This is a genomic window from Wolbachia endosymbiont (group A) of Volucella bombylans (assembly GCF_964026965.1).
In the GTDB taxonomy this organism is placed as follows: domain Bacteria; phylum Pseudomonadota; class Alphaproteobacteria; order Rickettsiales; family Anaplasmataceae; genus Wolbachia; species Wolbachia pipientis.
Genome location: NZ_OZ034717.1, coordinates 963,778 through 985,896, shown reverse-complemented (window position 1 = coordinate 985,896; position 22,119 = coordinate 963,778). Strand labels below are relative to the sequence as shown.

The following is a 22,119-nucleotide window of genomic DNA, read 5'->3' as shown; positions in this document are numbered from 1 at the left end:
AATTAGGTTTTTAACTATTTGAATATGGCTGGTCATTCACAATTTTCAAATATAAAACATCGGAAAGGCGCTCAGGATGCAAAGCGCTCTCAAAAATTTACGAAGCTGATCAGAGAAATAGCAGTTGCTGCAAAGCAAGGGCTACCCGAACTCAACCCGCGCCTTCGCTCTGCTATATTTGCTGCACGCAAGGAAAATCTACCAAAAGATAAAATAGAAACAGCAATAAAAAATGCAACTGGTAACGTTGCTGGAGAAAATTACGAGGAAATACAATATGAAGGTCATGGGCCTTCTGGCACTGCACTCATTGTCCATGCCTTGACTAATAACCGCAACCGTACTGCTTCTGAGGTACGTTATATATTTTCTCGCAAGGGTGGAAACTTGGGAGAAACAGGAAGTGTTAGTTACCTTTTTGATCATGTAGGTTTAATTGTCTATAAAGCAGAGGGTGTGAATTTTGATGATTTATTCAGTCATGGAATCGAATTAGAAGTATTGAATGTTGAGGAAAATGACAAAGAAGGATTACACGTTATAACTTGTGAAATAAAAGATTTTGGTAAAGTACGCGATGCCTTTTATGCAAAATTCGGAGAACCAGAACTTGCTCGTCTTTCACGGCAGCCAAAAGATCTGATTGAAATTAGCGATAAAGAGTTAATTGATAAATTATCTGCATTGGTTGAAGAACTAGAAGATAACGACGATGTACAGTATGTGGAAGGTAATTTTACTTTTGTTGATGCTGTTTAAATGATGAAGCTGTTTATATTTATACTGTTTTATATTTTACCAATATTTAATATACACGCCCTTAAGACTCCAGATAACAGTAAAGAGACTTTTTTAATATCCAGTACCATAAAATCTTCCTTTTTTGCCACGGGAATTGAGCAAGGGTTGGCGCCAAATACAGTGGTGAAATTGATCAACATATATAAAGATTTCGGTGTTGATTTTAAAAAAGACATTGTGCCGAAGAGTAAATTGGAAGTTCTTTTTGAGAGATTGCCTAATAATCAGAAGACTGAAGAAAAAATTTTATATGCTTCACTGACAATAAACAAGAAAGCTATTAGTTTATATCATTATAAATCGCAAGACGGCAAAGAAAGGTATTTTAATAAAGAAGGAATAAGCTTAAAAAATGGCGAAATTTTTGCAAATCCTTTAAATGGAGATTATCGCATATCCTCAAAATTTGGCAATAGAAAGCATCCTGTTCGCGGTAAAATTGCTTTTCACAAAGGAGTGGATTATGCAGCTAAACTTGGCACTCCCATATACGCTGCTGCAGAGGGTGTGATAGAATATATAGGAAAGAATGGTGGCTATGGAAATTACATCAAAATAAAACACAAAAATGAATATTCAACCTGTTACGCGCATATAAGTAGATTTAGTGGCGATATAAAGTTAGGCTCTAAAGTAAAGCAGGGGCAGATCATCGCTTATGTTGGTAGCACTGGTGTTGCAACAGGACCTCATTTACATTACGAAGTTATATATAACGGCAAACACATCGATCCGCTTACGATAGCGCATAAAACTGAAGTAAAATTGCCTGATCATGAATTAAGAGAGTTTAAACTATTTGTAAATAAGATAAATAAAACGATCAACAGAGAGGGTTCAAGTGAAAAAGAAGTTTAAAGACAATATGGATAAGAATACGATAAACGATAGAAATTTAAGTCAACTCCGGTTTTTTCCTGTACTAATAGCGCTAGGATTAATTTTATCGCTGCTTTTTTTGGCATATGACAGCACAATTGCACTTGGAGTTGCTGCCGTTTCAATTTTGACTTTTCTTCAAGGATTTTTTATTAATGACCCTAATGAAGCAAGAGTGATAGAATTTTTTGGTCATTATATTGGAACTTATTTTAAGTCTGGAATATGTGTAACGCTTCCCTTTTCAAGCAAATATATAGTTTCCCTAAAATTTCAGAATATTAACACAGAAAAAATAAAAGTTAATGATGCAAATGGAAGTCCAATAGAGATTTCTGCAGTAATTGTTTGGAGAGTGAGCAGTCCTGCAAAGGCGTATTATAATGTTAACAACTATCACGAATTTGTTTTTGTACAAAGTGACTCGGTAATTAGAGAATTGGCGAGCAATTATCCGTATGATAGCGAAAGCGATGAGGAATCTTTACGTAAAAATTCTGATAAAATTTCAGATGAATTGCGGTCAATGTTACAACAAAGATTAGATATTGCAGGAATTGAGATTACAGAAGCAAGAATATCGCATTTGGCGTATTCGTCCGAGATTGCACAAGCAATGTTAAGGCGTCAACAAGCACATGCTATCACTTCGGCAAGAAGGCATATAGTGCAAAATGCAATAGGAATTGTCGAGGAAGTAATAGCTCATTTTGAAAAAAACAAAAGCTTACAATTAGATGGCAAGCAAAAGGTTCAATTGATAAATAATTTGTTGGTTGCCCTAATCTCTGAGCAAGATGCACAACCGACGATTAGTTTAGATAATAATTAGCATAGAAGCCGATTGGGTTTCATAAATGCAAGTCACTATTAATTTCTTGATTAATAGACTAAATGATGTTATAAATTACACGCATTAGGGGTGCTCTAGAAAAGCTGAGAGTACATAAAGTACAACCCTTTGAACCTGATATTGTTAAAGCAAGCGTAGGAAAATGTATGTATATAAATATTGAAGAATGCTTCGGCTTCATTGCGTTAATTGCATCTCTAATTGGATTATCACCTCAAGTATATAAAGCATATATCACTAAAGTTACTCGTGATGTATCGATGTTAATGTTAGTAAACTATCTTATTTGTTCATTGTCTTGGATTGGCTATGGTCTTTACCAGAGCTCAATTTTTGTGGTGCTTAGCAATATTGCTGGATTAGTGATTAGCATAATATCAATTATTCAAAAATGTTACTACGATGCAAAACCTGCACCATGATCATGTGCTGCACTGCAGTACACAACAACAATATCGTTCTATTGTAGTGCTAAATGGAAAAATACCGAGCTCATCGTTTTTTAAACGAGATATACCTATTATTGCTGTAGATGGAGGAGCAAACAAGCTTCTATCAATTGGCGTAAAACCTGATCTTGTAGTAGGAGATTTGGATAGCGTAAATCTGGATTTACGTGCTAATTTGAATACGATATATCTACCTGATCAAGATTATTGCGACTTTTCTAAAGCAATGGCTCACTTAAAAACAGTAAAGTTATTGCCATCAATAGTAACGGGTATTACTGGAGGAGCAATTGATCACATACTACAGAATATTAACATTTTTCTAAGTACGGGCAGTATCTTTTACACACCTTCACCTCCCATGGTAGGTTACACTTTACGAAAAGGTATTACCCATTTTTTTTCTTTGCCAAAAAATACTAAAATATCTTTACTTGGTATACCGAGAGCTCAAATATCAACCAAAGGATTAAAATGGGAACTGCATCTTAGCAACCTTGCCTTTCCAGGAAAGAATTCTTGCTTTAATCGAAGCCTGAGCAATGAGGCATATATAGAAGTACACAGTGGTATATGTTTGGTGATGGTTTATTTAGAAGCAGTAGATGATGCTGCAAGACATCATGTGCGTCAAGTTAAGAAGTAAATAGACTTCTTGCATAACCCAAACTAATACCAATTCTCATTGTTGTCCAGTCAAATAGGAAACATTGCAGAGTTGTTTAATTGTGGAGCTGGCAAGAGAAGTAATAAATTTGCACAAAGCACCCTCAAGTAGAGCAATTGTATCGTATATTTTATTGCGCAAAATGTTCTGTTTTATATATAACCAAAGCCTCTCAACAGGATTTAGCTCAGGTGAGTATGGAGGTAGGTATATAATGTCGATATTTTTAGGTACCTTTAAATTTTTTGACCTATGCCAACTAGCACAGTCCATAACGAGAAAAGCCTCTCGTGTTTCTAGATATTGCGAAATTTGCTCAAGAAATATGTTCATGCAATCAGTGTTGACATTTGGTGCAAATAAGCTAGAACTCTCTCGATTTCTAGGATTAACTGCACTATAGAGATAGAAATTTTGCCTACCTAATTTTGTTTTAACCTGTGTTCTAATCCCCTTTTTAAACCACCCATGTCCAACTTTTGAATGTGTGCCAAACCATGATTCATCAAAGAAAAATAGCTCTTTTTCTGGATACTTGCTAATAGCTCCATTGAGATTTTTTTTTGAATTCCTCTTGTTTGCTTTTATCTTGTCCATTATGAACTGGTCTTGGTGTAATATATGAGAATTTCATCTTTTGCATATGGCGGTGTACTGTAGATTTGCTGATATTTAATCCGAACTTTTCCTGGATTCTTATTCTCATTTCTTTAATGGTGATATTAGGATTTTCTTCTATCCACTCTTCAATTTGCTGTAGTTGAGCCTGATTTAATTTAGTTTTTCTACGACGTTGTGAAGGAGCAAACAGTTTTTCTTCTCTGCCAATTTTCAAGAGTTTTACCCACGAAGTTAGTGCGCTTCTTGAAATGCAATATATTTTTGCTACAGCCGTTATACTGTACTTTTTTGCTGCAATTACAGCATTTAGTTTTTTTGAAACATATGCATTATTCCTTACTTTCTTCAGCATTTCTTTTGCTGATTCTACTACTTTTTCATCCAATAATTTTGATCTTAATGCCATTTAAACCTCGCTATTTTACTTACTTCAGTATGGCTTTTCTTCCATCATTGTCCATCTGTTTGCCCTGTAATGGGAATTGGTATCAGAGGTTGTCCGGAAACAAGTAAAAGGCTATAATATCTGAAATTTTAGTACGGGGTAAAGATGAGAAAAAAGTATCCAACAGATCTAAGCGAAAGGGAATGGGCAAGAATAGAAAAACACTTCAGAGTATCATACAAGAAAGGAGGAAGGCCGCCAAAGTATAGCAAAAGAGAAATATTAGAAGCAATTTTCTATGTATTGCGTACAGGGTGTCAATGGCGGTATTTACCAAATGATTTTCCGCTATGGAAGACTGTGTATGAGCAGTTCAGGCAATGGAAGAAGCAGGGAATTTTTGAGAAAATGAATTATGAAATTACAAAATATAGTAGAAGAAAAATAGGAAGGAATGAGCAGCCGAGTGCCTGTATAGTAGATAGTCAATCTGTAAAGACTACAGAAAAGGGGGGATCAAAGGCTATGATGGAAGTAAAAAAGTAAAGGGTAGAAAAAGGCATATAATTACAGACACTCAGGGTTTTATACTAGGTTGTTACGTAGGCGCTGCTAACGAAAATGATAGAGATGGTATTAAAATAGCATTAAACAATATGAGAACAAAATATACTAAAGTTAAAAAAATGTGGGCTGACATGGGATACCAAGGAAGAAATTTAAAGAATCACATAAAGGAAGAATATGACATAGATATTGAAATTGTTACAAGGCCTCCATGTAGATTTTGGGTGCACAAAGATACGCCACCTGAGCTACTACCAACAAGAGAACAAGGGTTTAAAGTACAGCCAAGAAGATGGGTTGTAGAAAGGACTTTTGCTTGGGTTAATAGGAATAGAAGGCTATCGAAGGAGTATGATTTACTCACAACATCCACTGAGAATTTCATATACCTAGCTATGAGTAGGGTTATGTTAAAGAGGGAATATGCTTGAATTTACTAGTTTCCGGACAACCTCTAAGTAGAAAAAAGGTATCATCCAAGTAGCTGACACTGGTTCCTTTATGACGTGTCATTCCAGTGTTAAACACTGGAATGACAGCAGTCCTACGTCATACCGCCGCGAACCGTCATACCGCGATTCATTCGCGGTATCTCGGCAATAGATCCCGCTAACACGTAGCGGGATGACGGTTGTCGTTTAGCCATAAATGTTTAAGAAATTTACCAAATAAAAAAAAAGGCAAAAGAAGCCCTAGTCATTGTCTATTTTCAGTATTGGCGTTTTTTAAGTCTTAAACACTGCAATTTAGCTGCTTTTAAAAGCAACTAACCTTAGTTTAAATGTTTAAGGAATTTACTAGGCAGAAAAAAAAGGCAAAGAAAACCCGTGGTAGCTAGTTATTACACTCTCTATTTTAAAATTTGACGTTGGGTGATGTCTTGAACGCTTTATAAGCGCGTTTCAGCTTATGTAGGTAAAAACCTAGAAATTTGATAAAGACATAAGGTGCACATAGTGCAAAAAATTAAACAATAGTACGCCAAATACAAGTTTTCTTGTCATTTTAATCTGCTGCAGAGATTGCGAAGTTAAATAAAATAGCTTCACTTCCATGATAAGAGGGCTGGCGGAGTTTGTCAAGCAAGTTTTTTTGTTTCTACTGAATGACAGTTGTGGCTTGGGAGGTAGTGCAAGAAGTCTATTGTATTACTGAATTATTAATAATCTAGTAATAGTGCCTGCTATGTAGCTAAAATTTTCCTTTAACTTAAGCTATATGTAGCTAAAATAACTTGGGTTTACCGACGATTTGACAAACGATAAATTCGTCATCCCGCTGCTTGTTAGCGGGATACCGCGGCGGTATGACCCTGACTTGCATTAGCCATGTATAATAAAGGGAATCTATGACAAAAGAATCATTGGTAAAAACTGATATAGTGAAAGTTGAAGACAAAAAAGCGGTAAGAAGCTTTTTTAAAATACTAGGTGGAGTGGCAGATGCTGTAAGATCGTGGATTGGTAACATCAGTCCTGATTTAAGCAACAGTCGCGATATCGATAGTTTAGTCTTGAAGATGAACGAGTGCTTAAATCCAAAGGGAGGGGAGGTTTCAGCACGTAAAAACGCTGTATCTCTTGGTAACTTGTACTTAAGCTTATCAGAGAAAGGTAAAATAAAATTTCTACAAACCCTGGCAGAAAAATTTAATCCGAATAAAGCGGAAATAGATGAGAAAATTAGAGAGTATAAGAAAAACCAAGATCCCGAGTTAAACTATAAATTTGAACAGGATTTAATAAAAATTCTTGAATCACCACGTTCTAAAATATTGAAGCAATTTATTTCTTTACCAGAAGGCCTTAAGTTTATTGTTGATATGCGTTCTGATGTGCTTAAGCTAAAGAACCAATATAGAAGCTTGAATCCACTAGAGAGGGAATTAAAAAATATACTCTATACTTGGGTTGATGTTGATCTACTCGATCTTCGTCAAATCACTTGGGATTCACCTGCATCATTGCTAGAAAAACTTATAAAATATGAAGCTGTGCATAAAATTTCCTCTTGGGGCGACCTAAAAAACAGACTAGATTCTGATCGTCTCTGTTTTGCTTTTTTTCATTACAAGATACCAAACGAACCTCTAATTTTTGTAGAGGTTGCATTGGTGGATAAGATTGCAGATAGCATTCAACACCTTTTAGATGAGTCAGTACCTTCAAATGATCCGAGTAATGCAAGCACTGCTATATTCTATTCAATATCAAACACTCAAGCAGGGTTATCTGGAATCAGCCTTGGTAATTTTTTGATCAAAAGGGTTGTAGAAAAGCTATCACAGGAGTTTAAAAGTATAAAAACATATGCAACTCTTTCTCCAATACCTGGCTTTACGAAATGGCTAAAAAACAATCTAAACCAAGATGTCACTTTATTGGGCAAACTAAATATAAAACAATCTAGTGCAGAAATTTTAGAAAGTGCAGAGCAATTAAAAACTAATGTTGAATGTACAAATGAAACTAAACAATGCATGCTTAAACTATGTGCATATTATTTACTAAAAGTTAAGAACAATAGTGGCGATGCTTATGACCCGGTGGCGCATTTTCATTTAAGCAATGGTGCATCGATAAAACAATTAAACTGGATGGCGGATACTTCTGAAAAGGGTATTAGTCAGTCAGCCGGGATGATGGTAAATTATCTATATGAGTTGCCTAAAATAGATAATAATCATGAAAACTATATGGTTAATAAAGTGATTTCCTGCTCGAAAAAAGTGTCGTCTATGTTGAAGGAGTAAATAGTCTCTTAATAAAGGATTGCCCTCACAACACTTAAAATGTAAAATGGTTCTACTTAAGTAAAATAGCCATAAATGAACAACATAAGAAATTTTGCAATAATAGCGCATATAGACCACGGTAAGTCAACGCTTGCTGACCGTTTAATAGAGGAATGTAACGGCCTTGAAGCAAGAGAAATGACCAATCAAATACTCGATTCAATGGATATAGAACGCGAACGTGGGATTACAATTAAGGCACAGACGGTAAAACTCAATTATACGGCAAACGACGGTAATCAATATTGCCTAAATCTCATGGACACCCCAGGTCACGTTGACTTTTCTTACGAGGTAAGTCGAAGCTTAGCAGCGTGCGAAGGTTCACTTTTAGTGGTGGATAGTAGCCAGGGCGTTGAAGCACAAACCCTTGCAAATGTATATAAAGCTATTGACAACAATCATGAAATAATAGTTGTGCTCAATAAAGTTGATCTTCCTGCTGCAGATCCAGAAGGGGTAAAACTCCAGGTTGAGGAAATAATCGGTATTGACGCAAGTGAGTCAGTTTTAATATCAGCAAAAACTGGACTTGGAATAAAAGATGTACTTGAAGCAATAGTGGCAAAACTTCCAGCTCCTCAAGGTGATGTAAATGCTCCACTGCAAGCAATTTTAGTTGATAGTTGGTATGACACTTACTTAGGAGTGGTAATTTTAGTGCGAGTTAAAAATGGAGTGCTAAAAAAAGGCATGAGAATTGTTATGATGTCTAATAATGCTACATACCAGATAGATAATATCGGTATTTTCACCCCTAAAAAAGTGATGACGGGTGAACTTTCAGCGGGTGAAGTTGGTTTTATAACTGCTTCAATGAAGGAAGTAGCAGACTGCAAGGTAGGGGACACTATCACTGAGGAAAAGAGACCTTGTAGTGAAGCACTTCCTGGATTTAAAGAAGTGCATCCTGTGGTATTTTGTAGCATTTTCCCTCACAAAACGGATGATTTTAAATATCTAAGGGAAGCTCTAGAGAAGTTACATTTAAATGATGCAAGTTTTACCTTCGAAGCTGAAACTTCAAATGCACTAGGCTATGGATTTCGTTGTGGTTTTTTGGGAATGTTGCATCTTGAAGTTATTCAAGAAAGGCTCGAGAGAGAATTTGATTTAGACCTAACAGCAACTGCGCCAAGTGTTATATATAGGGTTACAACACGAAGTGGTGAAATTTTGAATATTCATAACCCAAGTGATATGCCAGATCCAACGAAAATTGAAATTGTGGAAGAACCATGGATTACCGCAACCATAATGGTTCCTGATCAATACTTGGGAGAGATTCTATCTCTATGTGAAGAAAGGAGGGGAGAACAGGAGGATTTATCTTACATTGGTAACACAACAACAGCATTGTTAAGATATAAATTACCACTGTCTGAAGTTGTTTTTGACTTTTATGATCGATTAAAATCAATTTCCAAAGGATATGCAAGCTTAGATTGGGAAATTTCCAGCTATCTGGTAAGCCAAATAGATAAATTAAGCTTTTTAATTAATGGAGAGCCCGTAGATGCACTGGCTTGTATCGTTCACAAAAGTAGGGCAGAAAAAAGGGGGCGTGAAATATGTGCACGCTTGAAGGATTTAATACCACGTCAGCAATACAAAATCGCGATTCAAGCGGCAGTGGGCGGAAAAATTATTGCCAGAGAAACGATTAACCCATACAGAAAAGATGTAACAGCTAAACTCTATGGTGGAGATGTAACGCGAAGAATGAAACTACTTGAAAAGCAAAAGAAGGGTAAAAAAAGGTTACATTCTATAGGGAACGTAAATATTCCACAGAATGCTTTTATTCAAGCCTTGAAGATAAGTGATTGATCTTAAAAGACTTCTTGTATAGTTTTTGGCACAACCGTTAGAAACGAAAAAACTTACTTGACAAACTCCGCCAGCCCCCTTATCATGAAACTGAAGCTATTTATTTATCTTCTCTGTACAGATTAAATGACAAAAAAACTCACGTATCTGGCGTCTCATGTTTAATTTTTTGCACTATGTGCACCTTATGTCTTTATCAAACTTCTACCTACATAAGCTGAAACGCGCTTATAAAGCGTTTAAAACATAAAAAAACGCCAACTTAAAAAATGGATAGTGAATAACTAGCTACCCTAGGGTTTCTTTTGCCTTTTTTTCTGTTTAGTAAATTTCTTAATGTTTCTAATTTAGATTAGTTGCGGTTTAAAAGCAACTGAATCGCGGTTATTAAGCATTTAGAATAAAAAAACGCCATACTTGAAAGTATAATGTAAGTAATTAGCCAACCACGGGGCTTCTTTTGCCTTTTTTTTCCATTTGGTAAATTTCTTAATGTTTATGGCTAAACGACAACCGTCATCCCGCTACTTGTTAGCGGCTGAGATACCGCGGCGGTATGACGTAGGACTGCTGTCATTCCAGTGCTTGACACTGGGATGGCTTTGTTGCATAGCAACTGAAAAATCTGGTGGCTACTGACAAAATTCATTATAAAATAGCCATTTAACCTTGAAAGAAAAAATATGCCACAAAAAATGAGGGTCAGTAACCATAGCGAATATAACAAATTTCTAGAAAAAAGAGGAAATATTTTTCATTATATCAACGAAGCCATAGAAAAGTGGTACGAGAATGGTCCAAAAATACCAGGTGGCAACAATATTTATAGCGATAAAGTTGTAATTTTGGTGCACATAATAACTTGTTTATTTAGAATAGGCCTGAGGCAAACAGTTGAGTTTATAGCAGGATACCTTGAGCAAATTGGGAAAAATTTGCAAGTTATCAGCTATTCACAATCATCAAGAAGGTTTAAGAAACTCAATATTAAGATCAATGATTGCAGAATTGATAAAAATAATATGGAAGATATCGAAATTGCTATAGACAGTACAGGAATTAGTATATACAACAACACTCCTGGTCATAGCAAAGAAAATAGCGAAGATAGAAAGTATCGCAGCTATGAACAGACAAGAAAATTGCATGTAATGTTGAATACAAACAGCAAAAAAGCCATAGCTGTAAAATACAGTAACGGTCTGATCACTATGGAGCTTGTGATTTGCTAAAAGAAGTCGATTTTCAGTATGTCATAAAAGTACTATATGCAGATAGGGCATATGACAGAGAAAAGCTCTATAAGCTGTGTAATCAATATGGTATAAAAACGAAAATTCCTCCGAAAAACAACGCAGCAGAGCATCCAAAATTGGATTATATGCTTGATAGAAATGCCGCTATTCAGTTAATGAAATTACATGGTGAGAATGGTATAAAAAGATGGAAAGAAGAAGTAAATTACGGAAAAAGATCGTATATTGAAGGATTTTTCTCAAGGTTGAAGCGAATATTTGGGTTTAGTTTTAGGAGCAAATCTGAAATTAATCGTGAGAAGGAACTGCTACTCAAGTGTTATTTGCTTAACAAATTTACTGAAATAGGCATGGCTAAGTTTGAGATAGCTTCATGAATTTATTGTACGTTACCTACTATCCGAAGAGCGATGCAACAAAGCCCACTGGGATCCAGTTGAGCTATTTCAACAAAAATACTGCATTTGAGATGAACGTTCCAGACTTATTTACAAATATAACAATTAAAGTCTGGATTCCAGCGTCAAGCACTGGAATAATATCGTTTACTATGTCTATATTACAATATTTGTGCAGTTGTGTATCAACTACTTTTGTGGCACTGTTTGTTATTCAATCTTTATGCTAGTTTTACTAAAAATTATAGTATTTTAGGTATAATTGCAATATCTAAATTTAAGGTATAGAGATGAACCCTAGGAAAGTTTTTAATATTCTTTTTATAGTATTATTTATTTCTTTTTCTCATGTTGGGAGTGCTGCCGCTGACACTAATACTGATACAACTGCTCAAGTAATATGTAACATTATTGGCTACGTTTGGGGAATAGGCGGACCGCTTATGACCGTAGTGATAATAGGTGCAGCTTTGCTTGCGATATTTGGTAGAATGCCATGGCCAGCTCTTTTTGCACTCGGTATATTTTGTGCTGTATTTTTCGGTGCTAAAACTATCGTCATAAAAGTAATGGGTGGTATAGGCGGCACTGGAAATACTTCTTTGATGGACCAATGTGGAACAGGAGACACAAAAAAGAACTATTTTTTTCTAAAACAGACCTGATGTACGGCTTTAACTATATCTTCCACTTGTGGTAATGCTTTTTTTTCTAGATTTGCAGCGTAAGGTAAGGGGATGTCCTTGCCAGTTACGCGTACAACTGGAGCATCAAGGTAGTCAAATCCTTGTTCCATAACAACGGCTGACAGCTCTGCTCCTATTCCTGCAAATGGCCATCCTTCTTCTACACTAACTAACCTATTAGTCTTCTGAATAGAGTTAATAACAGTTTGAGTGTCAAGTGGTCTTAAGGTTCTGAGGTCAATAACTTCAGCTTCTATACCTTCACTCGAAAGTAAATCTGCTGCATTTAAGGCATCCATTAATTTTAATGAAAAAGCAGTGATAGTTACATCCTTTCCTTCCCGTATAACAGCAGCTTTGCCTATTTCAAGTAGATAATCTTTGTTTGATAGCTCAGAGTCAGAAACTTCATGCTCATGTCCATAAGCTATTTCGTTTTCTAGAAATATTACCGGATTAGGGTCACGAATTGCAGCTTTAAGCAGACCTCTGCAATCGGAGGCAAAATAGGGTGCTATTACTTTTAACCCCGGTATATGCGAATACCAAGCTGCAAAGCATTGAGAATGTTGTGCAGCAACTCTTGCTGCAGCGCCATTTGGTCCACGAAATACTATAGGGCATCCAAGTTGTCCGCCTGACATATAATTTGTTTTTGCTGCGGAATTCACAATTTGGTCAATAGCTTGCATAGAAAAATTAAAAGTCATAAACTCGACTATTGGCTTTAATCCAGCAAATGCCGCTCCAACAGCAAGGCCAGCAAATCCATGTTCGGTAATAGGCGTATCAACTACTCTGTTTTCTCCAAACTCTTTCAGTAATCCTTTCGTTACTTTATAAGCACCATCATACTCTGCAACTTCTTCACCCATGATAAGCACATCAGAGTCGTTTTGCATTTCTTCTCTAATTGCTGTGCATAAAGCTTCTCTTACACTTAAGGTTGCCATTTATAAACTTTTATAGACTTTAACTAAAGTAACTATATCAGAATTACTGGGGGTAAGTAAAGTGTACAAATTAAGTTTTACAAACATCATGACCAACTCATTCCAAAAAAAAATCTTCTCACGCTTGCTGTTTTTTGTTGCTGGAAATGGCTGGATTATTTAAGCTTTTAGTAATGTATGTTGTTAAATTAATAGCAATTTATTTGGAAATAACAGAAAAATTTATGATAGTTTTATACTCTAAATAGAATAAGATACTTCTGTCTGTGTCTCCACGTTTGAAACTAACCTTATTCTATCTCTTTCTTGTTCTGGACTTAACCTGTGAAGCGCGTAACTGAAATCTTCCTCACTCACTATAAGCCGTCTTTGCGCACCAGCGCTAATTTTTGCTTCATTCACTAATTGCTCTAATTCAGCCCCAGAATAGCCTTCAGTCTTGTCTGCAATGTCTTGGAGGTTTAGCTTTTCATCAGTTTTTGTACCTCGCATATAAAGTTCCAATATCCTTTGTCTCACCTCTATGTTTGGATTAGGGACATAAACCTTCTGACCTAAACGTCCAGGTCTAATAAGTGCTGGATCTATACCACCGATAAGGTTAGTTGCACCAATTACTATTATATCTTTTCTGCTCTTAAATCCATCTATTTCAGTTAACAACTGTGTTAAACTCTCTCGACAATGGTAAGCTGAGTTATTAGCGGTACTTCTTTTTTGAGCAACTGCATCTATTTCATCTATAAAGACTATACAAGGAGAATATTTTTTTGCTATTTTAAAAAGCTCGCGTACAGCATGTGCACCATGACCAATATATACTCCAATAAGTTCAGGACCTGAGATGCTTATGAAATTCATATTTGATTCACCTGCAATTGCACGAGCGATAAGTGTTTTACCATTTCCAGGAGGGCCATGTAATATGTAACCTCTTAGTGAATTAATACTTTTATTTCCAAACAGCTTGCGCATTTCTTCTGTCATTTGGTCACAGCAAATCATCTGCAACCGTTGTTTTAAGGAGTCATCAATTATAGCATCAGCAAATGTTATTCTTTTATCATCTGAATCAGCTAATTCTATCGATATAGGCAGCTCTACTTCCTTTAGTTTGCTGGATATTTGATCATATATAAACCAAGCAATAAAAAAGAAAACGACAAGTAACACAAAAGGCATAGCTTCACTAACATAATGTGCAGCTAACTCATACCCTTTACTGAGCAACGTTGTATGCATATAGGCAAACAAAAAAGCGATAGAGATAATAGTTGCCACGCATAGTAAACAGATTGAAATTCTTTTTAGTAATTCTGAAATTTCAATTTTTTTCATCTTAATACCTTATACCAATTTTAAACTAAGAATAATTTTATCTAGCCTACCTATTTTAGCTTGATTAGAGCGTTCCGAAAAATTATCAAGTACGTACTTTAACTTATTAAATACTAAAAACAATATATCCCCATATTGTCACATACATCTTTAAAGTTTACCAAATTCATTTTCAAAAAACAAGATTTTATTATTAACCCGAATTCTGGATTAGATTTTAGGTAAATTATTGAAAGTCTTGAATTTTACTAAATTAGTAACTAGTCTTAAAATGCTTACTGCTTTATCGTAAATGCTAAAACAATAAGCTATTGATATTCTTGTTTTTTTTAATCTCCAATCCAGAATTCGGGTTAAAAACGCTAACTTGTATCTTCAAGAAGTAAGACATAATAGCTCTAAAATGTCTTGCAAGGAAAGGTAAAGCTGAACGCTAACTTATGCCAGAAAAATACCGTCTTGTTTGCCTTTTTGAGTAGTATCATCTTATTTTTCCTGTAAATTTTGTTTATAACGCCTAAGATTTACGATATTTTAATCCCGGTAGAATATCTTATAAAATCAGATTATATGTTATACCTATGGAAATAGATAACTTTCAGCAATATTACAACCAAGAAGAAATGAAGACAGTAACATTAGCTCAAATTTATAAAGACTTGGTAATAAAGATATCCGATATAGCCACAAGCAAAATGTAAGCTACTATTAATGGTATTATGGAAATAGCACCAACGATACCACCTACTATACCTACTACCAGAGGTGACGGAGTAGTAAGGCTTAATATAATAAGTGGGAGAGATATAATTGATAGTATTATAGAAATTACACCTACTGTTTTCAGAAGAGATAGAAATCCTTTTGAATCTAAGTGTTCTTTTTCCCTTAAATAATATAAAGAAAATGCTTATACACATTATAGCACAAAGTATTATTGCTGCTATTTTTATTATAGCTGCTGCTATAAGTGCTGCTAAATAAGCTATATTCATTATAACTTTACCACTAAACTTAATAACACTGCAATTATCACACACCATAATAAAAAAGTCAACTCCATATGTTTAGGTTGTAAAATCCCAAAAAGCAGCCAGAATAGAATAAGCAAACATTTACGAATTGAATTTAGTGCAAACAAGGGTGTTGATATCAACCATACTCTGCAGAATCGCAATATGGTATGACTACATGCTTTTTATTGATTTGATTAACATAATCAGCAGAGAGTTTTGTTTTGCAAAAGATGTCTACAGTAACATACTGCAATTATTTGGAATTGTAGGGCTAGGTGCAATTGTAAGGCCACTTGGTGCATTCATATTTGGTCACGTTGGTGACAGGTATGGAAGGAGGATAGCATTAATAATTACTATCTTGCTAATATCGATACCATCAAGTCTCATTGCATTTATTCCAAGTCACAATCAAGTAGGTATAATTTCTACTATATTGCTTCTTGCAATCCATATAACACAAGGAATTGCACTTGGTGGTGAACAAGGAAGTTCTGTTTATCTTATAGAGCATTTATCCAGTAGGAAAGAGAACTTAGGGATGTATTTTGGAATGATGGGTTTTGGTCGCTCCATTGGCGTCTTGCTTTCTGCGGTGATAGTGATTATCTGCAAAAAAACTACTGATTTTTGTACCTGGGGTTGGAGATTGCCATTTATTTTCTCAGCTATTTTAGGATTAATTAGCGCGTATAGCATATACACATTGGGAGAAACTCCAGCATATGAAAAAAATCGAAAACAAAGAAATTTACCTGATTTGCCAATAATAGAGCTTATAAAACGCCACAAGAGAGCTCTTATACTTGCTATTTTAATATCTGTACCTGTTAATGTTGCTGTTGGATTTACCATATTTCTTCGAACTCTCGCAAAGGAAATAGCATCAGTGGATGTTTATGTAACAACATATATCAACGAAATTGTATTGATTATAACCAGTGTATTAATGCCGATATCTTCAATAGCGTTTGGAATGTTGGCTGATAAAGTTGGAAAAGAGCGCACTGCAATCTTATTTATAGCAATTACAATGGCACTGTGTTGTCCTGCGTTATCTATTGCATATTACTATAAAAATTATCTTGTGATTGCGTTGAGCGTAATGGTTCTCTCTATAATAGAAAGGGGTATAGTTCCCATAGGAATAGTTGCATCTGAACTCTTTCCTACCAATGTTAGATTTAGTGGTGTGAGCTTATCACGCAATATCTCTTATGCGTTACATGGAGGATTTACTCCTATGGTTTGTATTTGGTTGACTGTAACATTTCCTCAAACAAACCTTGCTGCTGGGCTTTATATAGTCTTCTGCTTGTTGATCAGTGTGGTAGCAATATTGCAAATAAAACCGCAAGATAAGAAATTTGATTGGTCTTAGTTTTCTCCTATGTGATTTGATAGACCGGGAAAGGGTTTCATCTAAGTAGCTGACACCCTGACAACCGTCATCCCGCTGCTTGTTAGCGGGATCTAGAGATACCGTGACGGTATGACGTAGGACTGCTGTCATTCCAGTCTGAAATCCAGAGAAAAGGATGATGTCATCCCAGTGTCCCTGTAATGTCATTCCAGTGCTTGACACTGGAATGGCTTTGTTGCATAGCAACTGAAAAATCTGGTGGCTACTGACAAAATTCATTATAAAATAGCCATTTAACCTTGAAAGAAAAAATATGCCACAAAAAATGAGGGTCAGTAACCATAGCGAATATAACAAATTTCTAGAAAAAAGAGGAAATATTTTTCATTATATCAACGAAGCCATAGAAAAGTGGTACGAGAATGGTCCAAAAATACCAGGTGGCAACAATATTTATAGCGATAAAGTTGTAATTTTGGTGCACATAATAACTTGTTTATTTAGAATAGGCCTGAGGCAAACAGTTGGGTTTATAGCAGGATACCTTGAGCAAATTGGGAAAAATTTGCAAGTTATCAGCTATTCACAATCATCAAGAAGGTTTAAGAAACTCAATATTAAGATCAATGATTGCAGAATTGATAAAAATAATATGGAAGATATCGAAATTGCTATAGACAGTACAGGAATTAGTATATACAACAACACTCCTGGTCATAGCAAAGAAAATAGCGAAGATAGAAAGTATCGCAGCTATGAACAGACAAGAAAATTGCATGTAATGTTGAATACAAACAGCAAAAAAGCCATAGCTGTAAAATACAGTAACGGTCTGATCACTATGGAGCTTGTGATTTGCTAAAAGAAGTCGATTTTCAGTATGTCATAAAAGTACTATATGCAGATAGGGCATATGACAGAGAAAAGCTCTATAAGCTGTGTAATCAATATGGTATAAAAACGAAAATTCCTCCGAAAAACAACGCAGCAGAGCATCCAAAATTGGATTATATGCTTGATAGAAATGCCGCTATTCAGTTAATGAAATTACATGGTGAGAATGGTATAAAAAGATGGAAAGAAGAAGTAAATTACGGAAAAAGATCGTATATTGAAGGATTTTTCTCAAGGTTGAAGCGAATATTTGGGTTTAGTTTTAGGAGCAAATCTGAAATTAATCGTGAGAAGGAACTGCTACTCAAGTGTTATTTGCTTAACAAATTTACTGAAATAGGCATGGCTAAGTTTGAGATAGCTTCATGAATTTATTGTACGTTACCTACTATCCGAAGAGCGATGCAACAAAGCCCACTGGAATCCAGCCTTTATTATGCAGCCACTTGGTTAAAATTAAGTTTCTGGATCCCAGATACTGTCTCTGCTGTCAAACAAATTATCCAACAAAATTACAATTAAATGGTTGATTCTTTTTAAGAATACCAAAAAAGACATGCATTAATTTTCGCATTAACGCAAGAACTATGACTTTTGGACATTTGCCTTTACTTGCTAGACGCTGACAAAACTTTTGAAAATGATTATTATGGTTTTTGACTACTATAGCTGGCATATAAAGAGCTTTTCGAATACGCTCAGATCCTATTTTGCATATGCAACTTCTCTTACTTACTGACGATCCCGATTGATAATGTCCTGGATTTAGACCAGCAAAAGCTGTAAATTGTTTAGCATTGTCAAAGTTATCAACTGATGGCATTTCTGCGACAACAGCAACAGCAGTAAGATATCCTATACCTTTTATAGTCTTAAGGTTTTCCACCATATTTTTTAGATGTGGATAGTTATTTATATGCTCATTAATTTCTTTTTCGAGAACAATAATTTGCTCCTCTATTGCCAAAATTACTTTAGATATAGCTTCTTTGCAACTGGAATGCATATTTTTGTTTTCCAAGCGATTTGTCTGTTGCACCTTATCATCTTTTAGCGATTGCATGCAACGGTAAAGCTCCCTCAAATGCCTCATTTCAGGTGCAATGGGCTTCCAAAGAGCAGGTTTGTTGGCGATACAAAATCTAGCTATCATAGCTGCATCTGATTTATCTGTCTTATTTCTGAGCAGCTCACTTTTGCCAAAAGCTTTGATTTGGGCTGGGTTTACTATACTGACATTATGTCCTAAATCGTGCATAAAAGTAGCCAAATCTTCTCCATACCAACTAGTTGCTTCAAGACATAAATGAGTAAGATTTGCTCCATGGCCATTGCACCAAACTACAAGTTTTGCAAAACCATCTTGATTATTTTGAAAGACTTTGTGTCGTTTTTTACTGTCCACTAACAAACAAACATCAAATTTCTTTTTTGAAATATCCACACCCAAAATAGCATTTACTTGCATAAAATTGCCTCCAAGACTATAAATAAACTGAGAGTTTAGACTAACCTTGTAATACGGGATATAATTCCAAAAGATACTGTTCAGTCTTTAACTCTATGGGAGGGAAGCAAAATCTGGCTTAATGGCATTAGTGTCGCATCAGCTTCACCCTCCCTGTGAGGTATTTTAGCTCTAATGCCTCACATCATAAAGATACAAGTGTCTAGGCACTGGGATGACAAAGGAGGGCAGTGTCAGCTACTCGGATGACACCCTGCTGGTGGACAATGTTTGTATAGTTGTGCGTCACGCGCTGGAATGACGAATTACTTAACCGCCATACCGTCACGGTATCTCCTAGCATAGATCCCGCTAACACGTAGCGGGATGACGATTTTGTATCGGAAAACAAGTAGCGGAATAATGACAACCACGTCATACCGCTGCGGTATCTAGCCGCTAACACGTAGCGGGATGACGATTTTGTATCGGAAAACAAGTAGCATGACGATTTATCAAATGTTCCTTAGTTTCTCAAAAAAATCCTTTAACAAAAAAGAGCATTCTGTTTCTAATATTCCACCATAAACTTCAGGTATATGGCTGCAAAATTGAAATATCTTAGCACCATTTTCAATTCCTCCACCTTTTGGATTATAAGCTCCAAAGTACAATCGTTTAATTCTGGCAAAGGAAATAGCTTGAGCACACATCGGACATGGTTCTAATGTTACGTACATATCAGCATCACAAAGCGTGGAAGTTGAAAATGCTTGTCTGATCGCTAACATCTCTGCATGTGCAGTTGGATCGTTAGATATATTGTGTGCAGAAGAAATGATATTGTCTCCACTCACTATTACAGCACCTATGGGCACCTCATCATTTTTTTGAGCGAGTTTGGCTTGCTCTATGGCAAGCTCCATATATTGATACTTAAACACTAGGCACTTATTTCTTATCAATTGCTGCTTTAACGAACGACACGAAAAGAGAATGAGGAGAAAACGGCTTTGATTGAAATTCTGGATGAAACTGCACACCAATAAACCACGGATGACTCTCTAACTCCACTGCCTCTATGCACGTTCCATCTTCTGATATGCCACTGCATAGCAGCCCATTTTTTTCCAAATCATCTTTATAATCTGAATTGATTATGTATCTATGCCTGTGTCTTTCTGAAATAGTAGTGTTACTATATGCATCCATCATTTTAGAGTTTGCATTTATATTACATTTGTATGCCCCAAGTCTCATGGTTCCACCAAGATCGTCATCTTGATCGCCAGCTAACTTAACGATTGGATGTTTACAGTTACGAAATTCTTCAGAGTGTGCATCTTCAAGCTTAACAACATTACGAGCAAATTCAATAATTGCAAGCTGCATACCAAGGCAAATTCCGAAAAATGGGATATTATTTGTACGGGCATAATTTATTGCTAATATTTTACCCTCTACTCCGTCATCACCAAACCCCCCTGGAACAAGGATTGCATGAGAATTCTGTAATTTCTCTCCTATAAGTTTTTCATTTATAGGTTTTTCTTCCTTCTCTCTTGAGTTAACCCAATTTATCTTTACTTTGACTTTATTACTAATCGCACCATGATTTAATGCTTCAATCAGTGATTTGTATGCATCAGGGAATTCGGTGTATTTTCCCACTATAGATACAGTAACTTCCTGTGTTGGGTGCCTTATGGAATGCACTATTTGATCCCATTCAGTCAAGCTTGGTTTTGGCTTACTTAAATGAAAGTGCTCCAAAATTTGCGTATCAAGCCCACATTGGCTATACAACACCGGTAACTCATATATATGACTCACATCAGGGGCAGGTATTACATTGGATAAAGAAACATTGCAAAGCTTAGCTATTTTCTCTCTTTGATTATCGAAAATTTCTTTCTCACTGCGGCATAATATAATATCTGGTTGTAACCCCGCGGAATTTAACTCTCGAACTGAATGCTGCGTTGGTTTTGTCTTTAATTCTTGCGCTGCGGTAAGATATGGTATTAAAGTTAAGTGAATCAGGATAACTCTTTGTTTTCCTAATGTGTAGTTAACTTGGCGTATAGCCTCCAAAAATGGTTGGCTTTCAATGTCACCTACAGTTCCGCCTATTTCACATATTACAAAATCTAAACCTTCCGTACCATTAAAAATGAACGATTTGATCAAATCTGTCACATGAGGAATGACTTGCACAGTTTTGCCCAGATAATCACCACGCCTCTCTTTCTTCAATAACTCATGATATATCTTACCAGTTGTTATATTGTCATCTTTTGTTGCTTTAATTCCAGTAAAACGCTCATAATGCCCAAGATCCAAATCAGTTTCAGCACCATCTTCGGTAACAAATACCTCTCCGTGCTGAGTTGGGTTCATTGTCCCAGGATCAATGTTGAGATACGGGTCAAGTTTTCTGATACGGATCTTAAAACCGTGAGCTTGAAGAAGCGCACCAACGCTTGAAGCAACTAAGCCTTTACCAAGCGACGATACAACTCCACCTGTAACAAAGATAAATTTAGCTTCCTTCATTAATTTTCAAATGGAACAGAAGTAGGTTCACTTTCTTGCTTTTTTTCTAATATAATTTTCTCTGCAATCGATTTTTTATGTACGTCTTTTGAATATAATCCTGACAATAGCAATGTGTTTATAATAAACAATCCAGCAACAATAGCCGTTATTCTGCTGAGCGGGTTTTCAGAAGATTTCACCGGAATCATCGAATTGACCCCCTGTTGTGTATTACTAAAACCACTTAATGAACTACTCCCAGGTGGCTGCAAGAGCACTAAAATTACTAACACAACAACCAATATTATTTGAAATATACTTAATACCGCTACTGACATTATAGATAGGGCTGAAAATAAAAATCTTAGCAGTACAAAGCACGTA

Annotated in this window: 21 protein-coding genes and 1 riboswitch; of the genes, 14 read left to right on the top strand and 7 right to left on the bottom strand. The window is 35.7% G+C overall.

From position 1 onward, the window contains the following. Positions 1-24: 24 nt before the first annotated feature. The 5 genes from AAGD51_RS04970 (at position 25) to AAGD51_RS04950 (ending at position 3,628) form a co-directional block, all read left to right on the top strand. On the top strand, positions 25-759 hold the full coding sequence (locus tag AAGD51_RS04970) for a YebC/PmpR family DNA-binding transcriptional regulator (protein WP_006280005.1): 735 nt from the start codon (positions 25-27) through the stop codon (positions 757-759). Positions 760-762: 3 nt separating this feature from the next. Further along, entirely contained in the window at positions 763-1,659 is an 897-nt protein-coding gene (locus AAGD51_RS04965; protein WP_006280004.1) for a M23 family metallopeptidase, read from the top strand. A 7-nt stretch (positions 1,660-1,666) separates the two neighbouring features. Then, entirely contained in the window at positions 1,667-2,512 is an 846-nt protein-coding gene (locus AAGD51_RS04960) for an SPFH domain-containing protein (protein ID WP_077188091.1), read from the top strand. A gap of 76 nt (positions 2,513-2,588) precedes the next feature. Continuing rightward, positions 2,589-2,691, top strand: a riboswitch (TPP riboswitch). After that, complete coding sequence (locus AAGD51_RS04955) at positions 2,680-2,955, top strand: SemiSWEET family sugar transporter (RefSeq protein ID WP_006280002.1); 276 nt, start codon at positions 2,680-2,682, stop codon at positions 2,953-2,955. Its footprint overlaps the riboswitch before it by 12 nt. After that, positions 2,936-3,628 (top strand): thiamine diphosphokinase, encoded by a 693-nt coding sequence (locus AAGD51_RS04950; RefSeq protein WP_006280001.1) that lies wholly within the window; start codon positions 2,936-2,938, stop codon positions 3,626-3,628. Before AAGD51_RS04955 ends, AAGD51_RS04950 begins: the two co-directional genes overlap by 20 nt. Before the next feature lie 36 nt (positions 3,629-3,664). Here AAGD51_RS04950 and AAGD51_RS04945 read toward each other — a convergent pair. Beyond that, a protein-coding gene (locus tag AAGD51_RS04945) for an IS630 family transposase (RefSeq protein WP_236514338.1) occupies positions 3,665-4,676 on the bottom strand; the annotation gives its coding sequence in 2 pieces (ribosomal slippage) (positions 3,665-4,213 and positions 4,215-4,676; 1,011 coding nt in all). A 144-nt stretch (positions 4,677-4,820) separates the two neighbouring features. Between AAGD51_RS04945 and AAGD51_RS04940 the strand changes: the two genes are divergently transcribed. The 6 genes from AAGD51_RS04940 to AAGD51_RS04915 all read left to right on the top strand — a co-directional run bounded on the left by AAGD51_RS04940 (position 4,821) and on the right by AAGD51_RS04915 (position 12,165). Further along, positions 4,821-5,653 (top strand): IS5-like element ISWpi1 family transposase gene (locus tag AAGD51_RS04940; protein WP_236514306.1). Its coding sequence is split into 2 segments (ribosomal slippage): positions 4,821-5,190 and positions 5,190-5,653, totalling 834 coding nucleotides; the frame shifts between segments, so codons are not numbered across the junction. A 917-nt stretch (positions 5,654-6,570) separates the two neighbouring features. After that, positions 6,571-7,974 carry a malonyl-CoA decarboxylase gene (locus AAGD51_RS04935; RefSeq protein WP_236514865.1) on the top strand — a complete coding sequence of 468 codons (1,404 nt, stop codon included), beginning with the start codon at positions 6,571-6,573 and terminating at the stop codon, positions 7,972-7,974. Between the two features lie 75 nt (positions 7,975-8,049). Continuing rightward, the gene (gene lepA / locus AAGD51_RS04930; protein ID WP_236514878.1) at positions 8,050-9,846 is read left to right on the top strand and encodes a translation elongation factor 4; all 1,797 of its coding nucleotides are present in this window, start codon (positions 8,050-8,052) and stop codon (positions 9,844-9,846) included. 683 nt (positions 9,847-10,529) lie between these two features. Further along, positions 10,530-11,078: a transposase gene (locus AAGD51_RS04925; RefSeq protein ID WP_341810376.1), complete on the top strand. Its 549-nt coding sequence runs from the start codon at positions 10,530-10,532 to the stop codon at positions 11,076-11,078. Beyond that, entirely contained in the window at positions 11,072-11,479 is a 408-nt protein-coding gene (locus AAGD51_RS04920; RefSeq protein ID WP_049973602.1) for a transposase, read from the top strand. The genes AAGD51_RS04925 and AAGD51_RS04920 overlap by 7 nt, the downstream gene beginning before the upstream one ends. 311 nt (positions 11,480-11,790) lie before the next feature. Continuing rightward, a complete protein-coding gene (locus tag AAGD51_RS04915) occupies positions 11,791-12,165 on the top strand; it encodes a TrbC/VirB2 family protein (RefSeq protein WP_006279664.1) in 375 nt (124 codons plus the stop codon). Here the strand turns inward: AAGD51_RS04915 and AAGD51_RS04910 are convergent. Together AAGD51_RS04910 and AAGD51_RS04905 are read right to left on the bottom strand one after the other, a co-directional pair. Further along, positions 12,141-13,139, bottom strand: coding sequence for a pyruvate dehydrogenase complex E1 component subunit beta (locus AAGD51_RS04910; RefSeq protein WP_006279663.1), 999 nt, complete (start codon positions 13,137-13,139; stop codon positions 12,141-12,143). The two genes, AAGD51_RS04915 and AAGD51_RS04910, sit on opposite strands and share 25 nt — an antisense overlap. Before the next feature lie 240 nt (positions 13,140-13,379). Continuing rightward, positions 13,380-14,477, bottom strand: a complete 1,098-nt coding sequence (locus tag AAGD51_RS04905; protein WP_341810387.1) for an ATP-binding protein — start codon at positions 14,475-14,477, stop codon at positions 13,380-13,382. A 1,191-nt stretch (positions 14,478-15,668) separates the two neighbouring features. Between AAGD51_RS04905 and AAGD51_RS04900 the strand changes: the two genes are divergently transcribed. The 3 genes from AAGD51_RS04900 (at position 15,669) to AAGD51_RS04890 (ending at position 18,119) form a co-directional block, all read left to right on the top strand. Then, complete coding sequence (locus AAGD51_RS04900; RefSeq protein WP_244663081.1) at positions 15,669-16,874, top strand: MFS transporter; 1,206 nt, start codon at positions 15,669-15,671, stop codon at positions 16,872-16,874. Between the two features lie 295 nt (positions 16,875-17,169). Next, on the top strand, positions 17,170-17,718 hold the full coding sequence (locus AAGD51_RS04895) for a transposase (RefSeq protein WP_236514710.1): 549 nt from the start codon (positions 17,170-17,172) through the stop codon (positions 17,716-17,718). Further along, complete coding sequence (locus tag AAGD51_RS04890; protein ID WP_049973602.1) at positions 17,712-18,119, top strand: transposase; 408 nt, start codon at positions 17,712-17,714, stop codon at positions 18,117-18,119. The genes AAGD51_RS04895 and AAGD51_RS04890 overlap by 7 nt, the downstream gene beginning before the upstream one ends. Positions 18,120-18,249: 130 nt before the next feature. On the opposite strand, the gene AAGD51_RS04885 is transcribed toward AAGD51_RS04890, so the two are convergent. The 4 genes from AAGD51_RS04885 to secG form a co-directional block, all read right to left on the bottom strand. Continuing rightward, positions 18,250-19,218 carry an IS110 family transposase gene (locus AAGD51_RS04885; RefSeq protein WP_341810386.1) on the bottom strand — a complete coding sequence of 323 codons (969 nt, stop codon included), beginning with the start codon at positions 19,216-19,218 and terminating at the stop codon, positions 18,250-18,252. A gap of 494 nt (positions 19,219-19,712) precedes the next feature. After that, positions 19,713-20,123, bottom strand: a complete 411-nt coding sequence (locus AAGD51_RS04880) for a nucleoside deaminase (RefSeq protein WP_077188051.1) — start codon at positions 20,121-20,123, stop codon at positions 19,713-19,715. Positions 20,124-20,148: 25 nt separating this feature from the next. Continuing rightward, positions 20,149-21,753: a CTP synthase gene (locus AAGD51_RS04875; protein WP_077188050.1), complete on the bottom strand. Its 1,605-nt coding sequence runs from the start codon at positions 21,751-21,753 to the stop codon at positions 20,149-20,151. Next, a complete protein-coding gene (gene secG, locus AAGD51_RS04870; RefSeq protein ID WP_010962615.1) occupies positions 21,753-22,073 on the bottom strand; it encodes a preprotein translocase subunit SecG in 321 nt (106 codons plus the stop codon). The genes AAGD51_RS04875 and secG overlap by 1 nt, the downstream gene beginning before the upstream one ends. Positions 22,074-22,119 lie beyond the last annotated feature (46 nt).